Origin of the sequence: Escherichia fergusonii ATCC 35469 (assembly GCF_000026225.1) — a bacterium.
Taxonomy (GTDB): domain Bacteria; phylum Pseudomonadota; class Gammaproteobacteria; order Enterobacterales; family Enterobacteriaceae; genus Escherichia; species Escherichia fergusonii.
In genome coordinates, this window is record NC_011740.1 from 4144588 (window position 1) to 4162962 (window position 18375).

At 50.2% G+C, this 18375-nt stretch carries 14 protein-coding genes and 1 rRNA gene; 9 read left to right on the forward strand and 6 right to left on the reverse strand.

Translation table 11 applies throughout. The features are described from left to right. Window positions 1-54: 54 nt before the first annotated feature. From mnmG to asnC, 3 genes are all read right to left on the reverse strand, one after another. Entirely contained in the window at window positions 55-1944 is a 1890-nt protein-coding gene (mnmG, locus tag EFER_RS20195) for a tRNA uridine-5-carboxymethylaminomethyl(34) synthesis enzyme MnmG (RefSeq protein ID WP_000499772.1), read from the reverse strand. A gap of 378 nt (window positions 1945-2322) precedes the next feature. Then, a complete protein-coding gene (gene mioC, locus EFER_RS20200) occupies window positions 2323-2766 on the reverse strand; it encodes an FMN-binding protein MioC (protein WP_000763745.1) in 444 nt (147 codons plus the stop codon). A gap of 89 nt (window positions 2767-2855) precedes the next feature. Then, the gene (asnC, locus tag EFER_RS20205) at window positions 2856-3314 is read right to left on the reverse strand and encodes a transcriptional regulator AsnC (protein ID WP_000432970.1); all 459 of its coding nucleotides are present in this window, start codon (window positions 3312-3314) and stop codon (window positions 2856-2858) included. Window positions 3315-3465: 151 nt separating this feature from the next. Between asnC and asnA the strand changes: the two genes are divergently transcribed. Continuing rightward, on the forward strand, window positions 3466-4458 hold the full coding sequence (gene asnA, locus EFER_RS20210) for an aspartate--ammonia ligase (protein ID WP_000845109.1): 993 nt from the start codon (window positions 3466-3468) through the stop codon (window positions 4456-4458). A 4-nt stretch (window positions 4459-4462) separates the two neighbouring features. On the opposite strand, the gene viaA is transcribed toward asnA, so the two are convergent. Beyond that, window positions 4463-5914 carry an ATPase RavA stimulator ViaA gene (viaA, locus tag EFER_RS20215; RefSeq protein WP_000956659.1) on the reverse strand — a complete coding sequence of 484 codons (1452 nt, stop codon included), beginning with the start codon at window positions 5912-5914 and terminating at the stop codon, window positions 4463-4465. Continuing rightward, window positions 5908-7404: an ATPase RavA gene (ravA, locus tag EFER_RS20220; RefSeq protein WP_000940971.1), complete on the reverse strand. Its 1497-nt coding sequence runs from the start codon at window positions 7402-7404 to the stop codon at window positions 5908-5910. Before ravA ends, viaA begins: the two co-directional genes overlap by 7 nt. Before the next feature lie 221 nt (window positions 7405-7625). Between ravA and kup the strand changes: the two genes are divergently transcribed. The 7 genes from kup (at window position 7626) to rbsR (ending at window position 15529) form a co-directional block, all read left to right on the forward strand. Further along, a complete protein-coding gene (gene kup / locus EFER_RS20225; protein ID WP_000102682.1) occupies window positions 7626-9494 on the forward strand; it encodes a low affinity potassium transporter Kup in 1869 nt (622 codons plus the stop codon). 166 nt (window positions 9495-9660) lie between these two features. Beyond that, the gene (gene rbsD / locus EFER_RS20230) at window positions 9661-10080 is read left to right on the forward strand and encodes a D-ribose pyranase (RefSeq protein WP_000715936.1); all 420 of its coding nucleotides are present in this window, start codon (window positions 9661-9663) and stop codon (window positions 10078-10080) included. Window positions 10081-10087: 7 nt separating this feature from the next. Then, window positions 10088-11593, forward strand: a complete 1506-nt coding sequence (rbsA, locus tag EFER_RS20235; protein WP_000387771.1) for a ribose ABC transporter ATP-binding protein RbsA — start codon at window positions 10088-10090, stop codon at window positions 11591-11593. Window positions 11594-11597: 4 nt separating this feature from the next. Next, complete coding sequence (rbsC, locus tag EFER_RS20240; RefSeq protein WP_000211851.1) at window positions 11598-12563, forward strand: ribose ABC transporter permease; 966 nt, start codon at window positions 11598-11600, stop codon at window positions 12561-12563. A gap of 24 nt (window positions 12564-12587) precedes the next feature. Continuing rightward, complete coding sequence (gene rbsB, locus EFER_RS20245) at window positions 12588-13478, forward strand: ribose ABC transporter substrate-binding protein RbsB (protein WP_001056273.1); 891 nt, start codon at window positions 12588-12590, stop codon at window positions 13476-13478. A 125-nt stretch (window positions 13479-13603) separates the two neighbouring features. Beyond that, on the forward strand, window positions 13604-14533 hold the full coding sequence (rbsK, locus tag EFER_RS20250; RefSeq protein ID WP_001361088.1) for a ribokinase: 930 nt from the start codon (window positions 13604-13606) through the stop codon (window positions 14531-14533). Window positions 14534-14536: 3 nt separating this feature from the next. Further along, window positions 14537-15529, forward strand: a complete 993-nt coding sequence (gene rbsR / locus EFER_RS20255) for a ribose operon transcriptional repressor RbsR (RefSeq protein ID WP_015953906.1) — start codon at window positions 14537-14539, stop codon at window positions 15527-15529. A gap of 40 nt (window positions 15530-15569) precedes the next feature. On the opposite strand, the gene EFER_RS20260 is transcribed toward rbsR, so the two are convergent. Continuing rightward, window positions 15570-16274: a FadR/GntR family transcriptional regulator gene (locus tag EFER_RS20260; RefSeq protein ID WP_001131158.1), complete on the reverse strand. Its 705-nt coding sequence runs from the start codon at window positions 16272-16274 to the stop codon at window positions 15570-15572. 479 nt (window positions 16275-16753) lie between these two features. On the opposite strand from EFER_RS20260, the gene EFER_RS20265 reads away from it, so the two are divergent. Further along, window positions 16754-18295 (forward strand): 16S ribosomal RNA (locus EFER_RS20265). The last annotated feature ends 80 nt before the right edge of the window (window positions 18296-18375 follow it).

Genomic DNA, 18375 nt, shown 5'->3' on the forward strand with positions numbered 1-18375 from the left:
CTGTTCTGAATGCAGTGGCGGGTAAACAGGTGCTTACCCGCCATTTTTAATGCGTTATGCGCTACGACGGAGCATACCTTGTTTTTTCAACCACACCAGCAGAATGGAGATTGCCGCAGGTGTGACACCAGAAATACGCGAAGCCTGGCCGATAGATGCCGGTTTGTGATCGTTGAGTTTGGCGATCACCTCGTTAGAAAGACCGGATACCTGGCGGTAATCCAGCGTCGCTGGTAGCAGGGTATTCTCGTTACGCTGCTGCTTTTCGATCTCATCTTGCTGACGCGCGATATAACCTTCGTACTTAACCTGAATCTCAACCTGCTCTGCGGCTTGTTCATCAGTCAGCGCTGGTGCGAAAGGTGCCAACGAGGTTAATGTTTCGTAGGTCATTTCCGGGCGACGCAACAGATCCTCACCACTGGCTTCGCGAGAGAGCGGCGAAGTCAGGTGAGCATTCACTTCGGCTACACCTTCTGTCGATGGTGTCACCCATGTTGATTTCAGGCGTTGACGCTCACGTTCGATGTTTTCTAACTTCTCGTTAAAGCGCGCCCAACGTTCGTCATCCACCAGACCCAGCTCACGGCCCATTTCGGTCAAACGCAGGTCAGCGTTATCTTCGCGCAGCATCAGACGATATTCCGCGCGCGAGGTAAACATACGGTACGGTTCTTTGGTACCCAGTGTGCACAGATCGTCGACCAGCACACCGAGATATGCCTGGGAACGCGCCGGTGCCCAGCCTTCTTTGTCGGCGGACAGACGAGCGGCATTCAGGCCTGCCAGCAAACCTTGTGCAGCGGCTTCTTCATAACCGGTAGTGCCGTTAATCTGACCAGCAAAGAACAGCCCCTGAATAAATTTGCTTTCCAGCGTCGGTTTCAGATCGCGCGGATCGAAGAAGTCATACTCAATGGCATAACCCGGACGCACAATTTTCGCGTTTTCCATTCCCTTCATGGAACGGACAATTTGCATCTGTACATCGAACGGTAGGCTGGTGGAGATACCGTTCGGATAAATTTCGTTGGAAGTCAATCCTTCCGGCTCAAGGAAGATCTGATGCTGATTTCTGTCGGCGAAGCGCATGACTTTATCTTCGATCGACGGGCAGTAGCGTGGACCGACACCTTCGATCACACCAGCATACATCGGACTACGATCGAGGTTACTGCGGATCACGTCATGGGTTTTTTCATTGGTATAAGTGAGATAACACGGTACTTGTTGCGGGTGTTGTGCCGCATTGCCCATAAACGAGAATACCGGCATCGGATTATCACCATGCTGTTGCGCCAGCACGCTGAAGTCGATGGTTCGAGCATCAATACGCGGCGGAGTCCCGGTTTTCAAACGACCAACTCGCAGCGGCAGTTCACGCAAACGGCGAGAAAGCGGAATAGACGGCGGATCACCAGCACGACCACCGCTGTAGTTATCCAGACCGATATGAATTTTACCGTCAAGGAAAGTCCCGACTGTGAGCACGACAGCTTTAGCACGGAACTTAAGCCCCATCTGGGTGACAGCGCCGACTACGCGATCGTTTTCGACAATAAGATCCTCAACCGCCTGCTGGAAGATCATTAGATTAGGTTGATTCTCCAGCGCCGTGCGTACCGCCTGCCGATAGAGCACGCGATCCGCCTGAGCTCGGGTAGCACGAACCGCAGGTCCCTTGCTTGCGTTTAGTATCCTAAACTGGATACCCGCCTGATCGATCGCTTTCGCCATCAGACCGCCGAGTGCATCCACTTCTTTAACCAGATGTCCCTTCCCAATACCGCCGATCGCCGGGTTGCAGCTCATCTGCCCCAGCGTGTCGATATTGTGTGTCAAAAGCAGAGTCTGTTGACCCATACGCGCCGCAGCCATCGCGGCCTCGGTGCCTGCATGACCCCCGCCAATGATGATGACGTCAAAAGGATCCGGATAAAACATGGTGATTGCCTCGCATAACGCGGTATGAAAATGGATTGAAGCCCGGGCCGTGGATTCTACTCAACTTTGTCGGCTTGAGAAAGACCTGGGATCCTGGGTATTAAAAAGAAGATCTATTTATTTAGAGATCTGTTCTATTGTGATCTCTTATTAGGATCGCACTGCCCTGTGGATAACAAGGATCCGGCTTTTAAGATCAACAACCTGGAAAGGATCATTAACTGTGAATGATCGGTGATCCTGGACCGTATAAGCTGGGATCAGAATGAGGGGTTATACACAACTCAAAAACTGAACAACGGTTGTTCTTTGGATAACTACCGGTTGATCCAAGCTTCCTGACAGAGTTATCCACAGTAGATCGCACGATCTGTATACTTATTTGAGTAAATTAATCCACGATCCCAGCCATTCTTCTGCCGGATCTTCCGGAATGTCGTGATCAAGAATGTTGATCTTCAGTGTTTCGCCTGTCTGTTTTGCACCGGAATTTTTGAGTTCAGCCTCGAGTTTATCGATAGCCCCACAAAAGGTGTCATATTCACGACTACCAATACCGATTGCGCCAAAGCGGACCGCAGAAAGATCGGGCTTCTGTTTCTGCAATGCTTCATAGAAAGGAGAAAGGTTGTCCGGAATATCTCCGGCACCGTGGGTTGAGCTGATAACCAGCCAGATCCCAGAGGCTGATAAATCTTCCAACAGCGGACCGTGCAGCGTTTCGGTGGTAAAACCCGCCTCTTCCAGTTTTTCAGCCAGGTGTTCTGCTACATATTCGGCACCGCCGAGGGTGCTGCCGCTGATAAGAGTGATATCTGCCATAAACCGCCACCTTTATTAAGAGTGGCGTATTGTACGCTGTGAACGCGTTGGGATCTACCTGTGGAAAAGTATGGGATTAAAAAAGCCGATCAGGGCTTGATGGTACGCATGATCGGGTTCTGCAGGACGATCAGTGTCTCGGTGGACTGAATTTCATCAATTGTTTGGATCTTGTTGATAAGTACATGCTGGAGGGCGTCGATCGAACGGCACATCACTTTTATAAAGATGCTGTAGTGGCCGGTGGTGTAGTACGCCTCGGTCACTTCATCGAGGCTTTCCAGCTTTGCCAGCGCGGAAGGATAGTCTTTGGCGCTCTTTAATATAATGCCGATAAAGCAGCCTACGTCATAACCAAGCTGCTTCGGGCTGACATCAATACGCGCCCCGGTAATGATCCCCGCCTGCTTCATTTTCTCTACTCGAACGTGAATCGTCCCCGGACTGACGCCAAATTGTTTCGCCAGTTCGGCGTAAGCGGTACGCGCATTACCCATTAATGCTTCCAGGATGCCGCGGTCCAGATTGTCGATCAGATAATTTTCCATAGGTTTTTCTTATGAGAATTAATGATTAACTCTATTTTAGCCTTCTTTTTTAATGAATCAAAAGTGAGTATGGCTTTTTATTGAATGAATATTGCATGTGAGCCAATTTTTGTTCCTTAATCTTAATCAACAGGACGCAGGAGTATAAAAAATGAAAACCGCTTACATTGCCAAACAACGTCAAATTAGCTTCGTGAAATCTCACTTTTCTCGTCAACTGGAAGAACGTCTGGGGCTGATCGAAGTCCAGGCGCCGATTCTTAGCCGTGTGGGGGATGGCACGCAGGATAACTTGTCGGGCTGTGAAAAAGCGGTGCAGGTAAAAGTGAAAGCTCTGCCTGATGCCCAGTTCGAAGTGGTTCATTCACTGGCGAAGTGGAAACGTCAGACCTTAGGGCAACACGACTTCAGCGCGGGCGAAGGGCTGTACACGCACATGAAAGCCCTTCGCCCCGATGAAGACCGTCTTTCCCCGTTGCACTCGGTCTATGTTGACCAGTGGGACTGGGAACGCGTAATGGGCGATGGCGAGCGTCAATTCTCGACTCTGAAAAGCACGGTAGAGGCGATCTGGGCGGGAATTAAAGCAACCGAAGCTGCGGTTAGCGAAGAGTTTGGCCTGGCACCGTTCCTGCCGGATCAGATCCACTTCGTTCACAGCCAGGAGTTACTGTCTCGTTATCCGGATCTCGATGCCAAAGGGCGTGAGCGGGCGATTGCTAAAGATCTTGGCGCGGTTTTCCTCGTTGGGATTGGCGGTAAGTTGAGTGATGGTCATCGCCACGACGTGCGCGCACCGGATTATGATGACTGGAGTACCCCGTCAGAGCTGGGCCATGCGGGTTTGAACGGCGATATTCTGGTGTGGAACCCGGTACTGGAAGATGCGTTTGAGCTTTCTTCCATGGGGATTCGCGTGGATGCCGAAACGCTGAAGCATCAGCTGGCGCTGACCGGTGACGAAGATCGCCTGCAGCTGGATTGGCATCAGGCGCTGCTGCGTGGTGAAATGCCGCAGACCATCGGCGGCGGTATCGGCCAGTCTCGTTTGACCATGCTGCTGCTGCAACTGCCGCATATCGGTCAGGTTCAGTGTGGTGTATGGCCAGCTGCTGTTCGCGAGAGTGTCCCTTCTCTGCTGTAATAATTTATCGCCGCCAGCGTCTGAGCAGGCGGCTTCGCATCCCGGTATCAAAGCGCCAGATATGATCGAAAATGCGCATGATGCCGGGTTTGCCATGTGCCGACATCGCCACGGCATGAAAGCGATGCTGATGTTCCTTCTGCAACGTTTTAACCTTATTTACCACATCATCGGGTAATCGTTGGGCGATAAAATCTGAAATCACTACCGCATCAGCATCAAACCATTCCCGCCCCTGCATACGTTCGATAATGGTGCGAAAACAGCTAGCAAGATCAGTACCACCACGAAAACGCTGGCTTAAAAAACGGATCGCCTGTTCGATCCCTTGTGGACAGGAGAGTTCGTAGCTCACTATTTCGGTGGAAAACAGCATAATGAAACAACGGCGATTATCAGCTAACGCAATACGCATTAGTGCCAGGCAGAATGCTTTCGCACACTGTTCATTAAAACCGCCCATCGAACCCGAAGTATCTACGCAGACGATAAATGGTCCGCGTGGCTGCTCCTCAAAATCTTGATGAGTGACCGGACGTTCGGTGATTTTTTCACGCCAGGCTTCACCCTGTAAGCGGTAGGTTAGTAACTGTTTTTCCACCAAACGACGATAAAACTCATACTCCAGTTCGGAAATGCCCAGAGTTGCCAGTTCGGGGGGAAGAAGGCGAAGTATGTCGTCGCTTTGGTGTAGCCCCTCGACTTGTTCTGGCACGGTGGCTGGTTCCCGAACCAGCGTACGAAAGGCTTCCATTGGTGCATCTTTTCGTGGAACAGATTTCGCTTCTCTGGAACGCCCTAATTGCTCAGCCAGTTGCCGCAGTTCTGGTTGTTGTGCCAGAAAATCGCCATATTTTACGATCAGTTGATAATCGCCGCGTTTGAGCTGCCCTGCACTCATATCCCATAAATGACCTGCTGCGTTATCATTGTCGACCAGTACTGGCTCCAGTTGCCCACTCAGGGTCATACGCTCCTGGACTTCACTTAGCAATTGCTCCCGCTCTTCTTCCAGTAATTGTTGGTTAAACGTTGTTGCCTGTACAACCAGGCTTAGTCGCCAACGCTGGAGAAACAAGGTATGTAATGCCGGAGTAAAACGACTATTGCCATCAACCAGTTGCTGAGCCTGGTCTGCATAAGGAGAGTGCAGGCGATAAAGTAATGCCAGGATTTGGGGGAGTTGAACAATAAACTGTGGCGTGGAAAGCAGTTGGCTCTGCTGATAACACATCACCTCTTCGGTTAATTCTGGCGGAACATGAACATCTTTTAAGCGTGTACGTAAAGCTTCTCGCCAGCGTGGCAGATCATTGGTAATCGCTTTTTTTAAACGAGGCGATTTTTCGAATATCACGGCCAACACCGGTGAAGAGAGCAAAGCGAGGATCATCTCCTCGATCATTCCCTCTTCACTTACCGCGAGCATGACATTCAATGTATCCAGCGTCAGCATTGGTGCGCCTGGCGGATTTGTGTGGCGACGCCCTGTAGGCTGGCTTCAATGCGACCTAACCAGTCGCTGTTAATAAACAAACATTTCTGTTGTTCGCTAAATAGGGTGTGCTGTTCTCGCCATTGTGTTTCCAGAGCTTCCAGTTGCTGCTTAATTTCGCCTGGCATACTTTCTGCTGAAGAACCGGGTAATGCCAGCGTAGATCCCTGTAAACTGACATCGCGAACAACCAGGTGTTGGACGCTATCCACTTCCATATTGAGCGGTTGCGCATAGCCAATCCCGTTTAGCTTGCCACGAATTTCCCCACCTTTAGCAAGCCACTGCTCAAGGACCGTTCGTTCAAAGGTAATGTGGATCACTTCCATATCATGGAGTTTTAACGGTTTTTGCAGGATCAACGTCAGTGTGTTTGTGGTGATCTCTGGCGGCAACTGATATTGCTGTCGACGGCTGAACATCCCTCCCTGGCGTATCACTGTCAGCGCGGTTTTATCACTTTGTAGCTGCTGTAACTGAATACGCCGTTGCACAATACTTCCCAGACGGGTAAGCATAGATTGTTGCTGCCATGCGTGTCCGGTCATCAATATTTCAAGTTGTTGTTGCATCAAATTGAGGCTTTGGGCGTCATACCAAAGGCAATCTTTAAGCAAAATAAGATCAATAGGTGCCACGGCATCACGACCGCTGAAGAAGGCACTGGCTTGTAACAGGCGAATCGCCTTTTTCCAGCGACGGTCAGAAACATAAGGTGCATTTGGTAGATTATCCAGCTGTTGGCGCAGGGTAAAAATAAGTTCAAATACATGATCCGGCAGAACAACATTACCGATATCGCGTTGCCACTGCTGATATTCATCATCGCTGACCTGCAGTGCCGCCGGAACCGGATTTTCGTTTTCATCCTGCTGGCTGGTAAGCATTGAGCGAAAATTTGCTTTATCCTGCACTTTATCTAACCACAGACGAATCAGCATGCGGTCATATAATGCTTCCAGGCTGCTATCTTCTTCTGGTAATTCGTTAGATGCAGCCACCAGCAGGCGCATGGGAATTTTTTCTTCGTGGGCACCATTACGGAAATGACGTTCGTTAATGGCGGTGAGCAGTGTGTTTAGAATAGCCGGTCCCGCTTTCCAGATCTCATCAAGAAAGACGATTTCTGCTTCCGGCAGGTAGCCGCTGGTTAAACGCTCATAGCGCCCTTCATCTTTTAGCGCCTGAATAGAAAGAGGACCAAATACTTCTTCCGGTGTGGAAAAGCGAGTCATCAGATATTCAAAAGCGCGGGCATTCTGAAAGGCGAATTTTAAACGACGCGCGATCAGACTTTTAGCAATACCGGGCGGACCGAGCAAAAATACACTTTCGCCACTTAATGCGGCCAGCAGACACAACCGAATGGCGTGACTACGTTCAAAAAGCCCCTTTTCCAGCGCATTGCTCAGACGCGAAATTCTTTCCGCTAATAAATGTGGGTGAGCCATAATGAAGTGGCGTCCTTTCGCCAAACGTAATGTATTAACAGCGAGTATAGACGTTTCGTAAGGCTGACTGTAAGAGTCTTAAGGTGCGGTAATTGTTCTTTGAGCCAGGTTAATATGGATTCATTTAGGGGTACGATTTTGCGATTAATCGTGCATACTGTGCGCTTTTTGTGGGCCAAGGGACTACGCACACATTTCTTATATCGACGAAAAATTTGTCTATGAGCACTGAGAATAAACAATCATTACCTGCGATTACCCTCGCAGCAATTGGGGTTGTCTACGGTGATATTGGTACCAGCCCGCTATATACACTTCGTGAATGTTTGTCCGGTCAGTTTGGTTTTGGCGTTGAACGCGATGCTGTGTTTGGCTTTTTATCACTGATCTTCTGGCTGCTAATCTTTGTGGTTTCCATTAAATATCTCACCTTCGTAATGCGGGCAGATAACGCCGGTGAAGGGGGAATCCTGACGTTGATGTCGCTTGCCGGGCGTAATACGTCGGCGCGAACGACATCAATGCTGGTGATTATGGGGCTAATCGGCGGCAGCTTTTTCTATGGTGAAGTCGTCATAACACCCGCTATTTCGGTGATGTCTGCTATTGAAGGTCTGGAAATCGTCGCCCCGCAGCTGGATACCTGGATAGTTCCCCTCTCAATCATCGTTCTGACTTTACTGTTTATGATTCAAAAACATGGCACTGCTATGGTCGGTAAGCTGTTTGCGCCTATCATGCTGACCTGGTTTTTGATTCTGGCGGGGCTGGGGTTGCGTAGCATTATTGCTAACCCAGAAGTGCTGCATGCGCTGAATCCGATGTGGGCGGTGCATTTCTTCCTTGAATACAAAACGGTTTCTTTTATTGCATTAGGGGCAGTGGTGCTGTCGATAACGGGGGTCGAGGCGCTGTACGCTGATATGGGGCACTTTGGTAAGTTCCCGATTCGTCTGGCGTGGTTCACCGTCGTATTGCCTTCCTTAACCCTTAATTACTTCGGCCAGGGAGCGCTGTTGTTAAAGAACCCGGAAGCAATTAAGAACCCGTTCTTCCTGTTGGCACCGGACTGGGCGCTGATCCCGCTTCTGATCATCGCCGCGCTGGCGACGGTAATTGCCTCGCAGGCGGTTATCTCTGGCGTCTTCTCATTGACGCGTCAGGCGGTACGTTTGGGATATTTGTCGCCGATGCGCATTATTCACACCTCCGAAATGGAGTCAGGGCAAATCTACATTCCGTTTGTGAACTGGATGCTTTATGTCGCGGTCGTGATTGTGATTGTCAGCTTTGAGCACTCCAGCAACCTGGCGGCGGCGTACGGGATTGCGGTGACCGGAACCATGGTGCTGACGTCTATTCTCTCGACTACCGTGGCACGTCAGAACTGGCACTGGAATAAGTATTTTGTTGCGCTGATCCTGATTGCTTTCCTTTGTGTCGATATTCCATTGTTCACCGCTAACCTCGATAAACTGCTCTCCGGCGGCTGGTTGCCATTGAGCCTCGGTACGGTGATGTTTATCGTGATGACCACCTGGAAGAGCGAACGTTTCCGCTTGCTGCGGCGGATGCATGAACATGGTAACTCTCTGGAAGCGATGATTGCTTCGCTGGAGAAATCTCCGCCCGTTCGCGTGCCCGGGACCGCGGTGTATATGTCGCGTGCAATCAACGTTATTCCCTTTGCGTTGATGCATAACCTTAAACATAACAAGGTATTGCATGAGAGGGTGATTCTGTTAACTCTGCGCACCGAAGACGCGCCATATGTCCATAACGTCCGTCGCGTACAGATTGAACAATTGTCGCCTACTTTCTGGCGCGTGGTGGCAAGTTATGGTTGGCGGGAAACGCCAAATGTGGAAGAAGTTTTCCACCGCTGCGGTCTGGAAGGATTAAGTTGCCGGATGATGGAAACCTCTTTCTTTATGTCGCATGAATCACTGATCCTCGGCAAACGCCCGTGGTATTTGCGTCTGCGTGGCAAGCTGTACTTGCTGTTGCAACGTAATGCTCTGCGAGCACCGGATCAATTTGAAATCCCGCCAAACAGGGTTATCGAACTGGGTACTCAGGTCGAAATCTAACGCCAGACGCCTCCTTTCTCCATAAGGGGGCGTTATTGTTTTCATTTTTAATCATTATGTAAAACGTTTCGAGGTTGATCACATTTCCGTAACGTCACGATGGTTTTCCCAACTCAGTCAGGATTAAACTGCGGGTCAGCGAAACGTTTCGCTGATGGAGAAAAAAATGAAAAAAGGCACCGTTCTTAATTCTGATATTTCTTCGGTGATCTCCCGTCTGGGACATACCGATACGCTGGTGGTGTGTGATGCTGGTTTACCCATCCCCAAAAGTACAACGCGCATCGATATGGCATTAACCCAGGGTGTACCTTCTTTTATGCAGGTGCTGGGCGTCGTCACAAATGAAATGCAGGTCGAGGCTGCCATTATCGCGGAAGAGATAAAACAACATAATCCGCAACTCCACGAAACGTTGCTCACTCACCTTGAGCAGCTGCAAAAACACCAGGGAAATACCATTGAAATTCGTTACACCACACATGAACAATTCAAACAACAAACCGCAGAAAGTCAGGCGGTAATTCGTAGCGGAGAATGTTCTCCGTATGCGAATATCATTCTCTGTGCTGGCGTGACGTTCTGAGGCCGTCATGGAAGCATTACTTCAGCTTAAAGGCATCGATAAAGCCTTCCCGGGCGTAAAAGCTCTCTCGGGCGCCGCGTTAAATGTCTATCCGGGGCGTGTAATGGCGCTGGTGGGTGAAAACGGCGCGGGTAAATCCACCATGATGAAAGTGCTTACTGGTATCTATACGCGTGATGCAGGTACGCTTTTATGGCTGGGGAAAGAAACAACGTTTACCGGGCCGAAATCTTCCCAGGAAGCCGGCATTGGGATTATCCATCAGGAACTGAACCTGATCCCACAGTTGACCATTGCCGAAAATATTTTCCTCGGCCGTGAGTTTGTTAATCGCTTTGGCAAAATTGACTGGAAAACCATGTATGCCGAAGCGGATAAATTGCTGGCTAAACTTAACCTGCGTTTTAAAAGTGACAAGCTGGTGGGCGATCTTTCCATCGGTGACCAGCAAATGGTTGAAATAGCCAAAGTGCTGAGCTTTGAGTCGAAAGTCATCATTATGGATGAACCGACCGATGCGCTGACCGATACCGAAACCGAATCCCTGTTCCGCGTCATCCGCGAGCTGAAATCGCAAGGTCGCGGTATTGTCTATATCTCCCACCGCATGAAAGAAATCTTCGAAATTTGCGATGACGTTACTGTTTTTCGTGACGGGCAATTTATTGCTGAGCGCGAAGTGGCATCACTGACCGAAGATTCGCTGATTGAGATGATGGTGGGCCGCAAGCTGGAAGATCAATATCCACACCTGGACAAAGCGCCGGGCGATATCCGCCTGAAAGTCGATAATCTCTGCGGACCTGGCGTTAATGATGTTTCATTTACCTTACGCAAAGGTGAAATTCTTGGCGTCTCTGGTTTGATGGGCGCGGGGCGTACCGAACTGATGAAAGTGCTCTACGGCGCACTGCCGCGTACCAGCGGTTACGTCACTCTGGATGGGCATGAAGTCGTTACCCGTTCACCGCAGGATGGCCTGGCAAACGGCATTGTGTATATCTCCGAAGACCGTAAACGTGACGGTTTAGTGCTGGGCATGTCAGTCAAAGAGAATATGTCGCTGACTGCGCTGCGTTACTTTAGCCGTACTGGCGGCAGTTTGAAGCATGCCGATGAACAGCAGGCAGTGAGTGATTTTATTCGTCTGTTTAATGTGAAAACGCCGTCGATGGAACAGGCAATTGGTTTGCTCTCCGGTGGCAATCAGCAAAAAGTGGCGATTGCCCGTGGACTGATGACACGCCCCAAAGTGTTGATTCTTGATGAACCTACCCGTGGCGTAGATGTTGGTGCGAAAAAAGAGATCTATCAACTGATTAACCAGTTCAAAGCCGATGGCTTGAGCATCATTCTGGTGTCATCGGAGATGCCAGAAGTATTAGGCATGAGCGATCGCATCATCGTCATGCATGAAGGGCATCTCAGCGGGGAATTTACTCGTGAGCAGGCCACCCAGGAAGTGTTAATGGCTGCCGCTGTGGGCAAGCTTAATCGCGTGAATCAGGAGTAAAAAAATGACAACCCAGACTGTCTCTGGTCGCCGTTATTTCACGAAAGCGTGGCTGATGGAGCAGAAATCGCTTATCGCTCTGCTGGTGCTGATCGCGATTGTCTCGACGTTAAGCCCGAACTTTTTCACCATCAATAACTTATTCAATATTCTCCAGCAAACCTCGGTGAACGCCATTATGGCGGTCGGGATGACGCTGGTGATCCTGACGTCGGGTATCGACTTGTCGGTAGGTTCTCTGTTGGCGCTGACTGGCGCAGTGGCTGCATCTATCGTCGGCATTGAAGTCAATGCGCTGGTGGCTGTCGCTGCCGCTCTCGCGTTAGGTGCCGCTATTGGTGCGGTAACCGGGGTGATTGTAGCGAAAGGTCGTGTCCAGGCGTTTATCGCTACGCTGGTTATGATGCTTTTACTGCGCGGCGTGACCATGGTTTATACCAACGGGAGCCCAGTGAATACCGGCTTTACTGACAATGCCGATCTGTTCGGCTGGTTTGGTATTGGTCGTCCGCTGGGCGTACCAACGCCAGTCTGGATCATGGGAATTGTGTTCCTCGCGGCCTGGTACATGCTGCATCACACACGTTTGGGGCGTTACATCTACGCGCTGGGCGGCAACGAATCGGCTACACGTCTTTCTGGTATCAACGTCAATAAAATCAAAATCATCGTCTATTCTCTTTGTGGTCTGCTGGCATCGCTGGCCGGGATCATTGAAGTGGCGCGTCTCTCCTCCGCACAACCCACGGCGGGGACTGGCTATGAGCTGGATGCCATTGCTGCGGTGGTTCTGGGCGGTACGAGTCTGGCGGGCGGAAAAGGTCGCATTGTTGGGACGTTGATCGGCGCATTAATTCTTGGCTTCCTTAATAATGGATTGAATTTGTTAGGTGTTTCCTCCTATTACCAGATGATCGTCAAAGCGGTGGTGATTTTGCTGGCGGTGCTGGTAGACAACAAAAAACAGTAATAACGACTACAGGACATCTTGAATATGAACATGAAAAAACTGGCTACCCTGGTTTCCGCTGTTGCGCTAAGCGCCACCGTCAGTGCGAATGCGATGGCAAAAGACACCATCGCGCTGGTGGTTTCCACGCTTAACAACCCGTTCTTTGTATCGCTGAAAGATGGCGCGCAGAAAGAGGCGGATAAACTCGGCTATAACCTGGTGGTGCTGGACTCCCAGAATAACCCGGCGAAAGAGCTGGCGAACGTGCAGGACTTAACCGTTCGCGGCACCAAAATTCTGCTAATTAACCCGACCGACTCCGACGCAGTGGGTAATGCTGTGAAGATGGCTAACCAGGCGAACATCCCGGTTATCACTCTTGACCGCCAGGCAACGAAAGGTGAAGTAGTGAGCCATATTGCTTCTGATAACGTACTGGGCGGCAAAATCGCGGGTGATTATATCGCGAAGAAAGCGGGTGAAGGTGCCAAAGTTATCGAGCTGCAAGGCATTGCCGGTACCTCCGCAGCTCGTGAGCGTGGCGAAGGTTTCCAGCAGGCCGTTGCTGCTCACAAGTTTAATGTTCTTGCCAGCCAGCCAGCGGACTTTGACCGCACCAAAGGTTTGAACGTAATGCAGAACCTGTTGACCGCTCATCCGGATGTTCAGGCTGTGTTCGCGCAGAATGATGAAATGGCGCTGGGCGCGCTGCGCGCACTGCAAACTGCTGGTAAATCGGATGTGATGGTCGTCGGATTTGACGGTACACCGGATGGCGAAAAAGCGGTGAATGATGGCAAACTAGCAGCGACTATCGCTCAGCTACCCGATCAGATTGGCGCGAAAGGCGTCGAAACCGCCGATAAAGTGCTGAAAGGCGAGAAAGTTCAGGCTAAGTATCCGGTTGATCTGAAACTGGTTGTTAAGCAGTAGTTTTAATCAGGTTGTATGACCTGATGGTGACATAAATACGTCATCGACAGATGAACGTGTAAAATAAAGAAAAGCAGGGCACGCGCCACCCTAACACGGTGGCGCATTTTATGGACATCCCAAATATGCAAAACGCAGGCAGCCTCGTTGTTCTCGGCAGCATTAATGCTGACCACATTCTTAATCTTCAATCTTTTCCTACTCCAGGCGAAACCGTAACCGGTAACCACTATCAGGTTGCATTTGGCGGCAAAGGCGCGAATCAGGCTGTGGCTGCTGGGCGTAGCGGTGCGAATATCGCGTTTATTGCCTGTACGGGTGATGACAGCATTGGTGAGAGCGTTCGCCAGCAGCTCGCCACTGATAACATCGATATTTCTCCGGTGAGCGTGATCAAAGGCGAATCAACAGGTGTGGCGCTGATTTTTGTTAATGGCGAAGGTGAGAATGTCATTGGTATTCATGCCGGCGCTAACGCAGCCCTTTCCCCTGCGCTGGTGGAGGCGCAACGTGAGCGTATTGCTAACGCATCGGCATTATTAATGCAGCTGGAATCACCACTCGAAAGTGTGATGGCAGCGGCGAAAATCGCCCATCAAAATAAGACTATCGTTGCGCTTAACCCGGCTCCGGCTCGCGAACTTCCTGACGAACTGCTGGCGCTGGTGGACATTATTACGCCAAACGAAACGGAAGCAGAAAAGCTCACCGGTATCCGTGTTGAAAATGATGAAGATGCAGCGAAGGCGGCGCAGGTACTGCATGAAAAAGGTATCCGTACCGTACTGATCACCTTAGGAAGTCGTGGTGTGTGGGCTAGCGTGAATGGTGAAGGTCAGCGCGTTCCTGGATTCCGGGTTCAGGCTGTCGATACCATTGCTGCCGGAGATACCTTTAACGGCGCGTTAATCACGGCGTTGCTGGAAGAAAAACCGTTGCCGGAGGCGATTCGTTTTGCTCATGCCGCCGCAGCGATTGCTGTAACGCGCAAAGGCGCACAACCTTCCGTTCCATGGCGTGAAGAGATCGACGCATTTTTAGACAGGCAGAGGTGACGCTTGGCTACAATGAAAGATGTTGCCCGCCTGGCGGGCGTTTCTACCTCAACAGTTTCTCACGTCATCAATAAAGATCGCTTCGTCAGTGAAGCGATTACTGCCAAAGTTGAAGCGGCAATTAAAGAACTCAATTACGCGCCATCAGCTCTGGCGCGTAGCCTCAAGCTCAATCAGACTCGAACCATTGGCATGTTGATCACTGCCAGTACCAATCCTTTTTATTCTGAACTGGTGCGTGGCGTTGAACGCAGCTGCTTCGAACGCGGCTATAGTCTTGTTCTTTGCAATACCGAAGGCGATGAGCAGCGGATGAATCGTAATCTGGAAACGCTGATGCAAAAGCGCGTTGATGGCTTGCTGTTACTGTGCACAGAAACACATCAGCCTTCGCGTGAAATCATGCAACGTTATCCGACAGTGCCTACCGTGATGATGGACTGGGCACCGTTCGATGGCGACAGCGATCTCATTCAGGATAATTCGTTGCTGGGCGGAGATTTAGCGACGCAACATCTTATTGATAATGGTTTTACGCGAATCGCCTGTATAACGGGGCCGCTGGATAAAACACCAGCTCGATTGCGTCTGGAAGGGTATCGTACGGCAATGCAGCGTGCAGGCTTAACTATTCCTGCAGGCTATGAAATTACGGGGAATTTTGAGTTTGGTGGTGGTTTTGAAGCGATGCAAACGCTGCTTATGCATAAAGAAAGACCACAGGCGGTATTTGCCGGAAACGATGCGATGGCTGTCGGCGCTTATCAGGCACTCTATCAGGCAGGGCTACAAATTCCTCGGGATATCGCCGTCGTCGGTTACGATGATATTGAACTTGCGCGTTATATGACTCCACCATTGACCACAATTCATCAACCAAAAGATGAACTGGGTGAACTGGCGATTGATGTGCTAATACATCGAATGGCGAAACCTGAAATGCAACAGCAGCGTCTACAACTGACACCCGTTTTAATGGCCCGTGGTTCGGTTTAAATCAAACGGTATGGACAGATCCATATCCATACCGCTCTGTTTATTTATCCGGACGCTCGTTAGGAGCCGCAAGTAAATCCTGACACGCTTTAAATGCGCGTGCACCGTCACTCTGAGCAATGGCATCAACAATAGCCTGATGCAAATCCAGTTTTACCACACCATTATAGGTAATCGATGTAAAGTAAGTTTGATATACCGAATGAAATAATGATGCAAAGGAGGTCAGAAATGGATTCGCACTCATTTCATAGATATGTTCGTGCCAGGCCATATCGACTTCAATCCAACGTTCGCGCTTAAAGTTCTTTTTCAGCGCTACCATTTCTGCCATTAACGTATTCAGATGAGCTTTTTGTTCTGCTGTACCAATTGTTGCCGCAAGGGAACATGCTTGTGGCTCAAGACAAATACGCATTACCAGAAAATGCTCGATAACATGTTGGAAATTATCTTCCGTCATCCACCATGAGAGTAATTCTTGATCGAGAAAATTCCAGTTCGTTTGTGGCATTACACGCGTACCAATACGTGGACGTGGTAATACCATCCCTTTTGCAGTTAACGTTTTAACGGCTTCTCTTACTGCTGTACGACTAACGCCGAATTGCTCACCCAGTTCAATTTCACCAGGCAGAATAGTACCAGGGGCATATTCGCCTTTTAAAATTCGCTGCGCCAGCTTCTCTGCCAGAACATAAGATAAGTTTTTCTGTGCGGCTAACTGTTGTGCACTTAAAGGCATTCTTCGTCTTCCTTCCTTCCTTTCTTAATGATTAGTATGCCACCTTGACGTGTAATTGCGGTTGTAAAAACAGCAAATTGTCTGTTTTATAGCAAGTTATGACCAGTTTTGATGGAAAAATGCGCGGTCAGAAAATTATTTTAAATTTCCTCTTGTCAGGCCGGAATAACTCCCTATAATGCGCCACCACTGACACGGAACAACGGCAAACACGCCGCCGGGTCAGCGAGGTTCTCCTGAGAATCTCGGCAGAGAAAAGCAAAAAAATGCTTGACTTTGTAGCGGGAAAGCGTATTATGCACACCCCGCGCCGCTGAGAAAAAGCGAAGCGGCACTGCTCTTTAACAATTTATCAGACAATCTGTGTGGGCACTCGAAGATACGGATTCTTAACGTCGCAAGACGAAAAATGAATACCAAGTCTCAAGAGTGAACACGTAATTCATTACGAAGTTTAATTCTTTGAGCATCAAACTTTTAAATTGAAGAGTTTGATCATGGCTCAGATTGAACGCTGGCGGCAGGCCTAACACATGCAAGTCGAACGGTAACAGGGATCAGCTTGCTGATTCGCTGACGAGTGGCGGACGGGTGAGTAATGTCTGGGAAACTGCCTGATGGAGGGGGATAACTACTGGAAACGGTAGCTAATACCGCATAACGTCGCAAGACCAAAGAGGGGGACCTTCGGGCCTCTTGCCATCGGATGTGCCCAGATGGGATTAGCTAGTAGGTGGGGTAACGGCTCACCTAGGCGACGATCCCTAGCTGGTCTGAGAGGATGACCAGCCACACTGGAACTGAGACACGGTCCAGACTCCTACGGGAGGCAGCAGTGGGGAATATTGCACAATGGGCGCAAGCCTGATGCAGCCATGCCGCGTGTATGAAGAAGGCCTTCGGGTTGTAAAGTACTTTCAGCGGGGAGGAAGGGAGTAAAGTTAATACCTTTGCTCATTGACGTTACCCGCAGAAGAAGCACCGGCTAACTCCGTGCCAGCAGCCGCGGTAATACGGAGGGTGCAAGCGTTAATCGGAATTACTGGGCGTAAAGCGCACGCAGGCGGTTTGTTAAGTCAGATGTGAAATCCCCGGGCTCAACCTGGGAACTGCATCTGATACTGGCAAGCTTGAGTCTCGTAGAGGGGGGTAGAATTCCAGGTGTAGCGGTGAAATGCGTAGAGATCTGGAGGAATACCGGTGGCGAAGGCGGCCCCCTGGACGAAGACTGACGCTCAGGTGCGAAAGCGTGGGGAGCAAACAGGATTAGATACCCTGGTAGTCCACGCCGTAAACGATGTCGACTTGGAGGTTGTGCCCTTGAGGCGTGGCTTCCGGAGCTAACGCGTTAAGTCGACCGCCTGGGGAGTACGGCCGCAAGGTTAAAACTCAAATGAATTGACGGGGGCCCGCACAAGCGGTGGAGCATGTGGTTTAATTCGATGCAACGCGAAGAACCTTACCTGGTCTTGACATCCACGGAAGTTTTCAGAGATGAGAATGTGCCTTCGGGAACCGTGAGACAGGTGCTGCATGGCTGTCGTCAGCTCGTGTTGTGAAATGTTGGGTTAAGTCCCGCAACGAGCGCAACCCTTATCCTTTGTTGCCAGCGGTCCGGCCGGGAACTCAAAGGAGACTGCCAGTGATAAACTGGAGGAAGGTGGGGATGACGTCAAGTCATCATGGCCCTTACGACCAGGGCTACACACGTGCTACAATGGCGCATACAAAGAGAAGCGACCTCGCGAGAGCAAGCGGACCTCATAAAGTGCGTCGTAGTCCGGATTGGAGTCTGCAACTCGACTCCATGAAGTCGGAATCGCTAGTAATCGTGGATCAGAATGCCACGGTGAATACGTTCCCGGGCCTTGTACACACCGCCCGTCACACCATGGGAGTGGGTTGCAAAAGAAGTAGGTAGCTTAACCTTCGGGAGGGCGCTTACCACTTTGTGATTCATGACTGGGGTGAAGTCGTAACAAGGTAACCGTAGGGGAACCTGCGGTTGGATCACCTCCTTACCTTAAAGAACTGTGCTTTGCAGTGCTCACACAGATTGTCTGATAGAAAGTGAAAAGCAAGGCGTCTTGCGAAGCAGACT